Source organism: Wolbachia endosymbiont (group A) of Dendrolimus pini (assembly GCF_964026835.1).
Taxonomy (GTDB): domain Bacteria; phylum Pseudomonadota; class Alphaproteobacteria; order Rickettsiales; family Anaplasmataceae; genus Wolbachia; species Wolbachia pipientis.
Genome location: NZ_OZ034702.1, coordinates 32,851 through 46,716, shown reverse-complemented (window position 1 = coordinate 46,716; position 13,866 = coordinate 32,851). Strand labels below are relative to the sequence as shown.

The following is a 13,866-nucleotide window of genomic DNA, read 5'->3' as shown; positions in this document are numbered from 1 at the left end:
GCTAGGTTGCATATTTATGATTTGGAGATAAGAATGTCAGTATATCGATACTTTAGAAGGTACGTTGAATATGGAGTTGTACCTGCTAAGAAAGCAGAAGATAACACACTAGTTCCAGAAAATAGTTTCTATAAATCTGTACGTTACGTTGATAATGTGCTAGGACCTGTGAAAGATGTAATTTGTGGAGTTGAGAGTAAAGACAATTATAACAAGTATTATCAAGATAATGATAAATGTGAATACGTGGGCCACAGAGCAGAGGGAGTGTATTCATTGTGTACACTGGGTGCTGTTTTAGCAGCCAACATAATATTGCAACCTTTATTTTTGATAGTGGCATGTTTGTCATACTTTCCAGTCAAGTTATTGTCAAAAATAACAGGGGACTATTGTTTTAAAACAGATACAAAATCATTCGTTAATTATTCAAACATATTTTTAGAAATGGGGCAAGATTGTGCTAATGCAGTAGCTAGAGTATTTAACAAGATTGTAAGTTATGCTTGCGCTGCTATCATTTGGGCTGCCGCGTCAATCATAACGCCACTTGTGTGGGCTTGTGACAAAGTGCAAAGTAAGTTGAGTGAAGTACAGAAGCCAGAAAAACATCAATTTTTATCTAAGGATAATTCAAAGACTACTTCAGTCAATGGTATACCACAAACTGAGTTATAAGTTCTGCTTTTCAGCAGCATGAACTATATTGAAATGGAATAAAAAGTGAAAGAGTGTAAGCTTAAGTTACTTTAGTTATACTATATAAATTATTTTATAATATATTTAATGAGTTGTGAACCTTCTCTTACTAAAAAAAGCTACAAATCTCATATTTCCAAGCGTATGCGTAAGTTGCGAATGTATCATTGATGAAAATCTTAATCTGTGTAGTGAATGCAACAAAAAAATCAATTTTCTAACTAAGCATTACTGCAATGTTTGTGGCGTAGTAATCTCAGACAATATTTATACGTGTGGTAAGTGCATCATCAATCCTCCACCGTTTAAAGTATTAAGATCAGTTTTTGCTTATGATCAACATAGTAGAAACATGATTATAAATTTCAAATTTTTTGATAATTTGAATTACGTAAAAATCTATGCAAAGTGGATACACCAAGCTAATCAGGATACATTTCAGAACGCAGAGATCATAATTCCTATACCGTTACATAAAATGCGCTTGTTTAAACGTAAATATAATCAAGCAGCACTGCTTGCAAAAGAATTGAGTAAGTTGTCCAATTTATCCTATACGCCATTTGCAATAAAACGCCTTCGCCATACTGCGCCTCAAGCTGGTCTTTCACTTAAACAGCGTGAAAAAAATTTAAAGAAGGCTTTTAAAACAAGCAACAAGAAAATTATCGAAAATAAAATCGTGATATTAGTTGATGATGTGGTAACAACCGGAGCAACTGTAAGATCTTGCTCTCAGGAAATTTTAAACTCCGGTGCAAAAGAAGTGAGAGTGCTATCACTTGCAAGAACGGTGAATGATTGGACCTCTTGCATAAAAAATTAGCAGTCAGTATCATCCAAGTAGCTTGACTACTTGGATCTATTTTTTTCTAGATTCCAGCGCCAGCGTCACGCACATAGCTGTACGAACATTGTTTGCCAAGGAGGGTGTCATCCCAGTGCTTGACACTGGGATGGCTTTGTTGCATCGCTCTTCGGATAGTAGGTAACGCACAATAAATTTATGAAGCTATCTCAAATTTAGCCATACCAATATCAGTGAACTTATTGAGCAAATAGCATTTAACAAGTAGTTCCTTCTCTCTATTTGTCTCAGATTTATTCCTAAAACTAAACCCGAATGTTTGTTTCAGTCGCGAGAAAAAACTTTCTATATAAGATCTTTTTCCATAACTCATCTCTTTTTTCCACTTCTTTATACCATCTTCATCATATGACTTTATGAGCTTGACTGCAGAATTTCTCTCAGCCATATAGTCTAACTTTGGATGCTCTGCTGCGTTGTTTTTCGGAGGAATTTTCGTTTTTATACCATATTGATTACACAGCTTATAGAGCTTTTCTCTGTCATATGCCCTATCTGCATATAGTACTTTTATGACATACTGAAAATCGACTTCTTTTAGCAAATCACAAGCTCCATAGTGATCAGCCGTTACTGTATTTTACAGCTATGGCTTTTTTGCTGTTTGTATTCAACATTACATGCAATTTTCTTGTCTGTTCATAGCTGCGATACTTTCTATCTTCGCTATTTTCTTTGCTATGACCAGGAGTGTTGTTGTATATACTAATTCCTGTACTGTCTATAGCAATTTCGATATCTTCCATATTATTTTCTGCAATCATTGATCTTAATATTGAGTTTCTTAAACCTTCTTGATGATTGTGAATAGCTGATAACTTGCAAATTTTTCCCAATTTGCTCAAGGTATCCTGCTATAAACCCAACTGTTTGCCTCAGGCCTATTCTAAATAAACAAGTTATTATGTGCACCAAAATTACAACTTTATCGCTATAAATATTGTTGCCACCTGGTATTTTTGGACCATTCTCGTACCACTTTTCTATGGCTTCGTTGATATAATGAAAAATATTTCCTCTTTTTTCTAGAAATTTGTTATATTCGCTATGGTTACTGACCCTCATTTTTTGTGGCATATTTTTTCTTTCAAGGTTAAATGGCTATTTTATAATGAATTTTGTCAGTAGCCACCAGATTTTTTCAGTTGCTATGCAACAAAGCCATCCCAGTGTCAAGCACTGGGATGACATCACTTTTGCTTCAATATTCGCACATTAGCGGAGGTAAGCCCATTGCGAAAATCAGTATGTTAAGGCATGATTTTTAATAACCTCAACATCGCTAAATTCAAAAGTTTGGTTGCCTATAATTTGAAATTTCTCATTTCCCTTTCCTGCAACTAGCAGAATCATACCCTCGTTATAGGCAATATCTACGCCTTTCTCTATAGCTTCTCTCCTACCTCCTATCTCCAGTGCATCAGGGCAATGTAGCAAAATATCGTGGCGAATTTTTGCCGGATCTTCATCACGCGAATTATCATCTGTAATTATTACTTTATCTGCATACATTTGTGCTATTTTGCCCATTTCTGAACGTTTCGTCTGATCGCGATTTCCACCGCATCCAAAAACTAGAATTATTTTTTTGTTGATATGCCATTTTAAAGACAATAGGGCTTGTTTAAGCGCACTTGGAGTATGAGCGTAATCCACGAATGCAAAAGGTTTCACTTTTTCCATTCTTCCTGGTGGAGAAACGAGTTTTTCTACGCATATTTCTCTGTAATTTAATCCAGATATACCAATTGCACATAGCAGATTATATGCTTGAAATTTTCCTAAAACTGGGAAAAATGTATTGTAAATTTGGTTATCAATTTTTACTGTAAGATGTTGACCATTAGGGGTTGATGTTTGCTCTAATAAAGTAATATCAGAGCCTTTTTTTCCATAAGTCACAACTTTATTACTGCGTTTTTCAGCTATTTTAAGCAATGCGCCGTATTCATCTATATCCGCATTTAAAATCGCTGTTTTTCCTTCTGGTAATACTTCGTAAAATAACCTTTTTTTAGTTTCTAAATATCCACCAAGACTTTTATGGTAATCTAAATGATCTTGCGAGAAATTAGTAAAAGCTGCAGCACTCAACTTTAATCCATGGATTCTATATTGATCAATCCCATGACTTGATGCTTCTAACACTAAGTGCTCTACGTTTTTATTATCTATATCACGTAATGCTGCGTAAAGGTCATCTGCACCTGGAGTGGTAAGACTGTTGCTATTACCTTTTCTACCATTATTGATGCATGTTCCAAGTGTTCCAATAGACGCAGCATTATAGCCAGCGTTTTGCCAGATCTGGCGGCAAAATTCTACTACTGAAGTCTTGCCATTTGTGCCTGTTACAGCAGCAACATATTTTGGCTGTTTGAATTGATAAAACCTGCTGACTATTTCGCTGTATATTTCTTGAGGGTTTGGGTGGAAGATACAGATTCCAGCATCACGCGTTGGAATGATACCAAGGCTTGAAGCTTCTGTTATGCAATCACTTGCAATTATCGCTTTAGCTCCACAAGATAATATCTGATCTATGTAAATCCTATCCCTTTCTGACACACAAACAAAAAGATAACCTTCCTTGATTTTCTTGGGATTACATGTGACGCCTTTGATTTCAATATCAAAGTTAACATCAATAATGTTATGCAGTAATTCTCTCAGTTTCATGTCCTACTTCATCGTTTTGAAAGTCTAAACATGGTAACCTTTTTAGTGCGTCATTAAGGTCAAAGATCAAATCTTCAGGATCTTCCAGTCCACAAAATATCCGTATAAAACTTCCACCATAATCTGAATTCATTACAGATCTTGACATAGATCTACGATCTATTGGTAATATCAAACTGTCGCACCCTCCCCAAGAAGCACCGATACCAAAAATTTTCATGTGATCAACCATGCAGCTTAGTTCTTCACATGAATATTCTCTACCCAATACTATACTGAATACGCCGCTTGCTCCTTTAAAGTAACCTTTCCATAATTCGTGTTGAGGATGGGAGGGAAGTGCTGGGTACAAAACTTTTTTGATTTTTAAATGTTTTTCTAGCCACTTTGCCACTTCCATTGCTGTATTTTGGTGCCTTTTTATACGTGTGTGCAGTGTTCTTAGTCCCCTATGTGCAAGGTAGCAGTCGTGCGATTGAATGGTTACCCCATAATTTTTATGGCTCTCATAAAGCAATTTAAAAGTTTCACCTTCAGCAACCATAGCTCCCATCACTAAATCTGAGTGACCGGCTAGATACTTTGTTACCGCATATAGTGCAACATCAATTCCATAATCAAGCGGCTTAAATAACAAAGGAGTGGCCCATGAATTGTCGCAAACGGTTACGATTCCACGTTCTTTAGCAACTTTTACTATATGCTCTATATTCGAAATCTCAAACGTTACAGAACCAGGAGTCTCGATCATTATCAATGAAGTATTACTCTGAATTAAATCAGTTATATCCTGTGTTGGATCATAAAAAGTTACTTCTATTCCCCTGTTTGGTAACTCATTTTCGGCAAATCTCTTGAGTCGGTAATAACTGTTATCCTGAATTAAAACATGAGAACCTGCTTTAGTGAAAGTCAAAATAGCAAAAGTAAGTGCAAATAGTCCGGAAGGAAAAATAAGCGCTTGTCCACTTCCTTCAATTTCAGCCAGTGCATTTGAAAAATAATGAACAGTGGGAGTACCAACATTACTATAGCTGTAATCTCTTGCAACATCATCGTTGATTACATCGTATATACTTTCTCCATTTGCTGCATTTAAGTAGTCCTTGTAAGTAGGGAATAATATGGTAGAAGAATGATAAACTGGCGGGTTCATAGAACCTTTATAGTCATTAAATTTTCTTCCTGCTTTAACTAATATAGACTCTTCCTTCACATTTTTATTATTTATTTTTTAAATTGTACTCATCTTGCGTATACAAGTGAAGAGAAATTGCATGTATTAGCTCTATCTCACCCTTCAATAACTCATAAATCAACTTGTGTCTTTTTAGAACGCTCATTCCAATAAAGCCGTCAGATATTAATATTAATTTAATGTGCGAAGGTAATGTTGAAGATGAAGCAAAATAATGATCAGCATGCTTTGCTGATTCATCGATAATGTTGATATCAATTACATCTATCGAATCGCGTATCTTTTCTTCTATTGTTTTAATAATATCCATAATGGTTTCTTTAAGCAACAATATGCTCCTCTTGTCATCCCAGTATCAGCTACTTGGATGACAATCGCAATTACTTATTCTCTTCTTTATTATCTATGTCTTGATAATCAGAATCTACTACTTTTTCCTCTTTATCATTTGGATTTCCTTCTGATGAAAAGCCATTTTCAGCACTATTTTGTTGAGATGCTTGATACATAGCTTCTCCAAGTTTCATAGATAATTGAGAAAGATTAGTGACTTTCTGCTGTATTGAATCAGCGTCATCAATGTTATCAGATTTACTAACTTCTTTTAATTCGTTAACTGCATTTTCAATAGCAGATCTATCTTCTGGTGAAACTTTATCACCATACTCTGTCAGAGACTTTTCTGTAGAATGGACTAAGCTATCCGCTTGATTCTTCACTTCAATAAACTTTTTGCGCTTTTCATCTTCTTGCGCTTTTTCTTCAGCTTCTTTTACCATGCGATTTATTTCATCATCAGATAAACCACCTGAAGATTGAATGCGTATTTTTTGCTCTTTTCCAGTAGCTTTATCTTTTGCAGAAACGTGTGCTATTCCATTTGCATCTATATCAAATGTCACTTCAATTTGTGGCCTTCCGCGCGGAGCAGGAGGTATCCCTTCCAAACTAAACTGACCGAGTAGCTTATTATCAACTGCCAGTTTTCTTTCACCCTGATGCACCTTAATTGTAACAGCTGTTTGGTTATCTTCTGCAGTTGAAAACACCTGAGATTTTTTAGTAGGAATTGTAGTATTACGCTCAATAAGTGGAGTGAATACTCCTCCTAGAGTTTCAATACCAAGAGAAAGTGGGGTCACATCAAGTAGTAACACATCTCTTACATCACCTTGAATGATCCCCGCCTGTATTGCAGCTCCAATTGCTACAACTTCATCAGGGTTAACTCCTCTATGTGGATCTTTGCCAAAGAATTCTTTAACTTTCTCTATGACTTTTGGCATACGAGTCATGCCACCAACAAGAACCACTTCGCCAATTTGACTAGCAGATAAACCAGCATCCTCAAGAGCTTTTTTACAAGGAGCCATAGTTCTTTCGATTAAATCATTCACTAAGCTTTCAAGTTTTGCTCTCGTTAATTTCATATTTAAGTGTTTTGGACCACTTGCATCAGCTGTAATAAACGGTAGATTTATTTCCGTTTCCATTGCACTTGATAATTCAATTTTCGCTTTTTCAGCAGCTTCTTTGATTCTTTGCATAGCCATTGGATCATTTTTCAAATCAATGCCATTACTTTTCTTGAATTCATCTAGTAAATAACTCACTACTCCATTATCAAAGTCTTCACCTCCAAGATGGGTATCACCGTTTGTTGCTTTCACTTCGAAAACTCCATCACCTATTTCAAGTATTGAAACGTCAAATGTACCACCACCAAGGTCATATACTACTATTGTGTGCCCATGTTTCTTATCAAGACCATAAGCAAGTGCTGCAGCAGTCGGTTCATTTACTATTCTGAGTACATTTAATCCGGCAATTTTTCCTGCATCTTTTGTTGCTTGACGTTGAGAGTCGTTGAAGTATGCTGGCACTGTTATCACAGCATCTTTTACTTCCTCTCCAAGATAAGCTTCTGCTGCCTCTTTCATGTTTTGTAGTATAAATGCACCAATTTGACTAGGAGAATATTCTTTATTATCAGTTGTTTTAACCCATGCATCACCACTTTTTGCTGCAAATACTTTGTATGGTACACTTAGATTTTTCATCTCAGGATCACTATATTGACGGCCTATTAATCTCTTAGTAGCAAAAAAGGTATTACTTGCATTGGTGGTTGCTTGCCTTTTTGCTGGAGCACCAATCAACCTTTCTCCTGAAGAAGTCAATGCAACTATAGATGGAGTAGTTCTTGCCCCTTCTTTATTTTCTATTACCTTTGTATCCTTGCCCTGCATTATTGCAACACAAGAATTTGTTGTTCCGAGATCTATGCCTATTGCTCTTCCCATAATGAGTACCCCATTGTAAATATTATCTGATATAAGAATATATAAGTATAGGGCTCATTAATTACAAGCCCAATTTAGGTTTCTAATTAGTTATTAGAACTTAAAAGGCGCGAAAGCCACTTAGTCAGCCAAAAATTGCCTCGTAGTTTATTTGAATTATCAGCTTCTTCATTGCTGCTATCCCCAATTTGGTATCCAGAGTTCTGTAATGGCTTATAACCGTTTAAATTAACATCATCTCCTTGTTTTAAAACAAATGTATTTACATCTAAACTGTTATCAATACTAACGTTCAATGTAATATTAAACTCTTTTTCGATTGTAGAAACTGTATTGCGTTTGTTATTAAAAATGTGCGCTATAACTGCACTGTGTGCTACTAAATCAAAAGACTTATTTCGATTCTTGTTAGCAATATGTTGTAAATCCCTTAGTATTGATGAAACAATTACTTCGTTTGATTTTACTCTTCCAGTACCTTTGCAGTGTAAACACTCTGTAGTATTAATTTCTTGTATGTTTGGTTTAATTCTTTGTCTTGAAAATACCATTAAACCAAAGTCATTTATGTAGCTAAATTGAACTTTAGCTTTATCATCTTTAAACGCTTGCTTTATAGCAGACTCAACAGCTCTGCAATACTGATATTTCAACATATCAATAAAATCGACTACTATTAATCCTGATAGGCCCCTAAGATTCACCTGTCTTGATATTTCAGGTACTGCTTCCATGTTGGTTCTATAAGCTGTTTCTTCTATGCTATCTTCTCCTGTCATCTTTCCTGAATTTACGTCTATTGAAACAAACGCCTCAGTTAAAGTTATTATCAAAGACCCACCAGATGGCAATTCTACTCTATTGCTATATAACTCAGAAATTTGATCTTCGATTCCGTAGTAAGTAAAGATCGGAGCATAACCTCTATACAATCTATAGCGCAACTTACTACCTTTTAGTGCATTGTTAGCATATTGCCTAACTGCCTCAAAAGCTTCCTTTCCAGACACTATAACTTCTATACCATCGCTACAAAAATCACGAACAGATCTCATAATTACATCTGCTTCATTGTAAATTAATGATGGAACGTTTACAGAGAAGGCATTTTTTTGAATGCTCTGCCATAATGAGGATAAGTAATTGTAATCCTGCTCAATTTCTTTCTTATTTTTTCCTGAACCAACAGTTCTTACTATTAAACCTGATCTTTTTGGCAAGTTTATTGAACTCAGTATCTCCTTTAACTGCTTTCTGACATTAGCATCTTCAATTCTGCGAGACACTCCACCTTTACTCATGGAATTTGGCATGAAAACACAGTATCTACCCACTAAAGTTATGTATGTTGTAAATGAAGCTCCTTTATTGCCTCGTTCCTCTTTAGTTAGCTGGACCAATACTTTTTGATTTACTGAAATAACATCTTGTAATTTGTATTTTTTATATAAAGGTACCTCTCTTACAAAACCACTACCTGATCCGTTGACATTCTTACTAGCTGCAGAATCTGAAGAAACATTTGCTGAGGCTTCTTCTATACAATCGTCATTTGAGTAGCCCTCAAAGATAGTTTCCTTTTCTTTTTCTGGAATGTTGAAGTAATCTAGAGATATCTCGGAAAAAGACAAAAAACCTTGCTTATTTTTCCCATATTCAATAAATACGGCTTGCAAAGAAGGCTCTATACGCTTTATATAAGCAACGTATATATTACCTCTTAATTGTTTTTTTTCCTTGAATTCTTGTTCAAATTCTACAACCTTGTTATTAATTGACAAGGCAACTCTTACCTCATTAGAACAGATAGAATTTTCTATCAATAATACCCTTTTACCACTATTTGTCACTTATTTACCGTTTGCTTTTTATTCTGAAGTTAACTTTATGCTACTTAATGCACTGTTGATTGTCAAGGATTTTGCAATCTGCATTATTCGATTGACTTTTAGTATTTTGCGTAATAAACTCGCATAGAATTTATTATATCATTATAAGTATGGCGAAAAAAAATGCTTCTTTGCTCGTTAAGTTAGTCAGCACTGCAATCAAGATAACAAAAACTGGTGAAGAAAAATCAACTGGCTATTTTTATGTAAAAAAGCGTAATCCAAAAAAGCTCACCAAAAAACTGGAGTTTAGGAAGTATGACCCAGTAGTCAGAAGGCATGTGTTATTTAAAGAAGAAAAACTAAAGTAATTTTTTTATAAGGAATTTTATTATTATGCAAAATTTACAATTAAGTTATCCTATAATAGTAGAGTTGGGGGATGTGAAAGATACAAAACTGAAATTAATAAAGGTCATTGCACAATTAATAAGTAAGAAGTACACAACACAGAAAAAAGCAGCAAACGCTCTAAAGATTGATCAACCTAAAGTATCTCAAATCAATAGGTCAAAAATCGAAGGGTTCTCCTTAGAATACTTGCTTAACTTATTGATTGTATTGGGCCAAGACATAAACGTAAGAATAAAGCATAATTCTAAACCTGCATAATATGGTATCCGTTCAGCGGAGTGGCAAAATAAGGTAGACAAGATAAATCAACCCCGGTGTCAAGCACTGGGATGACAAGGTATAAACCTTATCGTCATGCCGCCGCGAACCGTCATACCGCGATTCATTCGCGGTATCTCTAGATCCCGCTAACAAGTAGCGGGATGACGGTTATCAGGCCAGCACCCCTACGATGTCATCCCAGTCTGGGATCCAGGAATTTTATTAAGTTAGTAAGCATAAAAGTAGCCGTTTTATGTTAAAATACAACGTTTTGATGATTATGAAAAAGCTGGATTCCAGACTGGAATGACACCATTTGTTGTAAACTCACTTCTTCTTGATTTGTAGAACAATAAAACAGTAAGCTAAAAGGGAACTTATTACTCAACAAAACAAGACTTAAAATTTTGTGCAATGCTATTGATTATAGCTAGATATGCATCTTTTCCAGGCTCTATGTCTGATCCAATAGGATCAAGAACTACCATTTTTGCGTCATTAGAAAGGGCGTTAGGCTTTATGCTATCTTCCTGTGAATGAGCAAATATACATTTAACGTTTTCTTCCTTCATTATCTTTTTTAGCTTCATTAAACTCTTCATACCTATGTAAGAATCCTCTTCTATGGAAAGAATAGCGCTTGGATGATTTAGACCGAAATATTTTTCAAAATATTGATAAGCATCATGAGTAACGATGTATTTTTGATTTTTAAAATCATTCAGTTCTTTCATGATTTCTTTTACTTCTTGGTCTATTTTTTTTATAGCTTTTGTTGCATTAGAACTGTATCGATGGGAATTTCCTTTATCTATGTCAGACAATGTTGCACTTATAGAAAGTATCATGCTCTTTGCATTTTCGGGACTCAGCCACATGTGTAAATCTTTTTCATCTTGAATGTGAGTGATTTTTCTAGAAAATGAATGTGGCCGAGTAGGAAGTAGGTTGATTGCCTTTGACAATTGCACTAGTTCTTTATTATTTTTGGCGAAAGTTTGAACAAACGTCTCTAAGTTATCGTCAACATAAAATATAACGTCACTTGATTCTAAATTACTCGCATCAGATGGCTTTAATATATAATTATGTGCAGATGTTGCATAGCCAAGCAATTCCGGTTCTAAAATCCCTTCTGTAACAGAAGCTACAAGTGAGTGGATAGGTTTGATTGTAGCTACAACTTTTAAATTGGATGAAAAGGCGATATTATAGTATAGTGTAAATGAAAGTAATAGAAAAAAAGTCAGTAAATGTCTCATATAAACGTTGAGAAGAAGTTAAATTTTGTCAATAAATTGAATAATGTCAATAATCGTGTTCTAAAAATAGAAAATCTTGCTCTCGCATATGATGGTAAAAGAATCCTTGACAATATCAATATGTTCATGGAAAGAGGAGACATAATTACAATACTTGGTCCAAATGGTGGAGGTAAAACCTCTTTAGTGAAAGCAATTGCTGGTATAAATAAAAATTATACTGGAAATATTGTGTTAGCTGAGAACACAAAAATTAGCTACATGCCGCAAAATTTTAGTATTAGTAATTTGATGCCAATAACAGTTGAATATTTTCTTTTAAATAGCTCCTTGAAAAGACTAAAGAAAAATCAATCCATTATTACAGAAACGATAGAGTTGGTTGGTATCGGTAACATTTTGAAGAATCAAGTGTTAGAAATTTCTGCAGGGCAAACACAATTATTGCTACTTGCACGTTGTTTAATTGCAGAGCCTGACTTGATCATTCTAGATGAACCAGTTAGTGCAATGGATATTAACGCGCGGGCTAAATTTTATGATATTATAAATAAAATAGCAAAAAAACGATTGGTATCGATTCTTATGACTTCTCATGATCTTAACTCTGCTCTACCATCCTCAGATTACATAATTTGTATAAATAATACTATCTATTGCCAAGGCAAGCCTGATGAGATTATGAAAAATAGAACCCTAAATGAAATATTTAGCAGTTACGCAGCGAAATGATTCAAAATATTTTGCGTCTTCTGCACATAACTACGGTGCTGACGCGTTACAATATATTACCTTATTTACTTCCACCATCAAAAAAATCAATAAATAAAATACAAGGCCACAAGCTAAAGTGTGCTCTTGAAAAATTAGGTCCGGTGTTCATTAAGTTTGGGCAGTCTATCTCATCACGTACTGATGTTTTAAATGAAGATATAACAAATAACTTGTTATTGATATGTGATAGATTGCCATCGTTTTCACATAAAATAGCAGTTAAAACTATAGAAAGTGAGTTTAATTGTAAATTGAGCGACATTTTTTCAAGCTTTTCTGAAAAGCCAATTGCAGCAGCATCGATTTCTCAGGTGCATAGAGCGGTTACAACTGAGGGTAAGGAAGTTGCTGTGAAGGTTTTAAGGCCAAATATTGAGAAAACATTCTCAAGGGATATAAAAATGCTTTCTTGGCTCGCAGAAATTGCAGAAAAATTTAGCGAACAATCAAAAAGGCTGAGGCCAATTGAATTAGTTAAAACTTTTGCTGAAATTTGCCGATTAGAGTTAGATCTACGTTTTGAAGCTGCTCACTCTTCGGAACTAAAGGAAAACACAAAAAATGACAGAGGTTTTTACGTACCTGAAGTAGATTGGAATAGAACTTCGAAAAAGGTTTTAACATTAGAATGGATAGAAGCAACGCCAATATACGAAGTTGAAAAACTGAATAATCATAAGCAAATAGCTATCAATCTTATAGAATCGTTTTGTAATCAGGTATACAGGGATTGTTTTTTTCATGCTGATATGCATCCTGGAAATCTAATGGTTGATAGTAATAACAATATTATTGCTCTGGATTGTGGAATCATGGGTAGAATAGATCGTGAGACATGCTATTACGTTATAGAGATACTCAAAGGCTTTTTAAATCGGGATTATGATCACGTTGCAAAAATGCACTTTAAAGCTGGTTACGTTTCATCACAGCATAGAAATTTTGTCACAGCTTGCAGGGCAATAGGTGAACCCATTATTGGGCAGCCTATACAGAAGATTTCATTTGCTAGTTTACTTGCTCAGCTATTAAAAATAACTGGTGATTTTGATATGAAAGTTCAAACACAATTGTTATTGCTGCAGAAAACTATGATTTTACTGGAAGGGACATGTAGAAAGATCTACCCAGAAATCAATATGTGGAAAGTAGTTGAAGCGTGGATAAGCAGTCAACATGAAAGTAAAATAGGGTATAGGGAAAAAATTAGAAGTTCTTATCCTGTAAAAACAATCCAAGGGATATTTAGCCTTATAGAAAAATTAAACCTAATAGCTGATAAAAAATTAGAAAACATCCAAATTAAAAATAAATCAAATGGAAAAGTCTATTTTTTATTGTGGTTTGTAATTATAATTCTAATCGTTAAACTTTTAATTTCTTAAACTATGGGAAAAAACTGCGTCAAATCCAATTTTTATTCAACTTAATTTTTAATCTGCAGGAGCCGAGTTGAGAATGTCCAATTTTCCACTTTCTTTATGTATCTGTTCAGCAGAGTGGCAAAATAAGGTAGACGAGAAAAGACAACTATAGGAACAAATGGGTGTCATGCCAGTGCGTGACACTGGCCTCTTGT

Annotated in this window: 15 protein-coding genes; 6 read left to right on the top strand and 9 right to left on the bottom strand. The window is 34.7% G+C overall.

The window, feature by feature from the left end; genetic code table 11:
• Positions 1 to 33: 33 nt before the first annotated feature.
• Positions 34 to 678, top strand: a complete 645-nt coding sequence (locus tag AAGD66_RS00215) for a hypothetical protein (RefSeq protein WP_174515954.1) — start codon at positions 34 to 36, stop codon at positions 676 to 678.
• A 115-nt stretch (positions 679 to 793) separates the two neighbouring features.
• Positions 794 to 1,525: a ComF family protein gene (locus tag AAGD66_RS00210; RefSeq protein ID WP_155969427.1), complete on the top strand. Its 732-nt coding sequence runs from the start codon at positions 794 to 796 to the stop codon at positions 1,523 to 1,525.
• Between the two features lie 178 nt (positions 1,526 to 1,703).
• On the opposite strand, the gene AAGD66_RS00205 is transcribed toward AAGD66_RS00210, so the two are convergent.
• From AAGD66_RS00205 to AAGD66_RS00170, 8 genes are all read right to left on the bottom strand, one after another.
• Entirely contained in the window at positions 1,704 to 2,111 is a 408-nt protein-coding gene (locus AAGD66_RS00205) for a transposase (protein ID WP_007548764.1), read from the bottom strand.
• 19 nt (positions 2,112 to 2,130) lie between these two features.
• On the bottom strand, positions 2,131 to 2,313 hold the full coding sequence (locus AAGD66_RS00200; RefSeq protein WP_167347183.1) for a transposase: 183 nt from the start codon (positions 2,311 to 2,313) through the stop codon (positions 2,131 to 2,133).
• Position 2,314: 1 nt separating this feature from the next.
• Positions 2,315 to 2,644 carry a transposase gene (locus AAGD66_RS00195; protein WP_007548762.1) on the bottom strand — a complete coding sequence of 110 codons (330 nt, stop codon included), beginning with the start codon at positions 2,642 to 2,644 and terminating at the stop codon, positions 2,315 to 2,317.
• A 165-nt stretch (positions 2,645 to 2,809) separates the two neighbouring features.
• The gene (locus AAGD66_RS00190; RefSeq protein ID WP_264339652.1) at positions 2,810 to 4,246 is read right to left on the bottom strand and encodes a Mur ligase family protein; all 1,437 of its coding nucleotides are present in this window, start codon (positions 4,244 to 4,246) and stop codon (positions 2,810 to 2,812) included.
• Positions 4,221 to 5,462, bottom strand: coding sequence for a cystathionine beta-lyase (metC, locus tag AAGD66_RS00185; RefSeq protein WP_264723925.1), 1,242 nt, complete (start codon positions 5,460 to 5,462; stop codon positions 4,221 to 4,223). Before metC ends, AAGD66_RS00190 begins: the two co-directional genes overlap by 26 nt.
• A 7-nt stretch (positions 5,463 to 5,469) precedes the next feature.
• Positions 5,470 to 5,754 (bottom strand): BolA family protein, encoded by a 285-nt coding sequence (locus AAGD66_RS00180; RefSeq protein WP_077188332.1) that lies wholly within the window; start codon positions 5,752 to 5,754, stop codon positions 5,470 to 5,472.
• 70 nt (positions 5,755 to 5,824) lie between these two features.
• Entirely contained in the window at positions 5,825 to 7,747 is a 1,923-nt protein-coding gene (gene dnaK / locus AAGD66_RS00175) for a molecular chaperone DnaK (protein ID WP_012673300.1), read from the bottom strand.
• A gap of 86 nt (positions 7,748 to 7,833) precedes the next feature.
• Positions 7,834 to 9,597: a ribonuclease E/G gene (locus AAGD66_RS00170; protein WP_095742804.1), complete on the bottom strand. Its 1,764-nt coding sequence runs from the start codon at positions 9,595 to 9,597 to the stop codon at positions 7,834 to 7,836.
• A gap of 149 nt (positions 9,598 to 9,746) precedes the next feature.
• On the opposite strand from AAGD66_RS00170, the gene rpmG reads away from it, so the two are divergent.
• Positions 9,747 to 9,947, top strand: coding sequence for a 50S ribosomal protein L33 (rpmG, locus tag AAGD66_RS00165; RefSeq protein ID WP_010082633.1), 201 nt, complete (start codon positions 9,747 to 9,749; stop codon positions 9,945 to 9,947).
• Between the two features lie 25 nt (positions 9,948 to 9,972).
• Positions 9,973 to 10,248 carry a helix-turn-helix domain-containing protein gene (locus AAGD66_RS00160; RefSeq protein ID WP_010082632.1) on the top strand — a complete coding sequence of 92 codons (276 nt, stop codon included), beginning with the start codon at positions 9,973 to 9,975 and terminating at the stop codon, positions 10,246 to 10,248.
• Positions 10,249 to 10,631: 383 nt separating this feature from the next.
• Here the strand turns inward: AAGD66_RS00160 and AAGD66_RS00155 are convergent, their stop codons facing one another.
• A complete protein-coding gene (locus tag AAGD66_RS00155; protein WP_155969339.1) occupies positions 10,632 to 11,513 on the bottom strand; it encodes a zinc ABC transporter substrate-binding protein in 882 nt (293 codons plus the stop codon).
• On the opposite strand from AAGD66_RS00155, the gene AAGD66_RS00150 reads away from it, so the two are divergent.
• Together AAGD66_RS00150 and ubiB are read left to right on the top strand one after the other, a co-directional pair.
• Positions 11,505 to 12,245 (top strand): metal ABC transporter ATP-binding protein, encoded by a 741-nt coding sequence (locus tag AAGD66_RS00150; RefSeq protein ID WP_155969337.1) that lies wholly within the window; start codon positions 11,505 to 11,507, stop codon positions 12,243 to 12,245. The genes AAGD66_RS00155 and AAGD66_RS00150 overlap by 9 nt on opposite strands.
• Positions 12,242 to 13,672, top strand: a complete 1,431-nt coding sequence (ubiB, locus tag AAGD66_RS00145; RefSeq protein ID WP_155969335.1) for a 2-polyprenylphenol 6-hydroxylase — start codon at positions 12,242 to 12,244, stop codon at positions 13,670 to 13,672. Before AAGD66_RS00150 ends, ubiB begins: the two co-directional genes overlap by 4 nt.
• Positions 13,673 to 13,866: the final 194 nt, after the last annotated feature.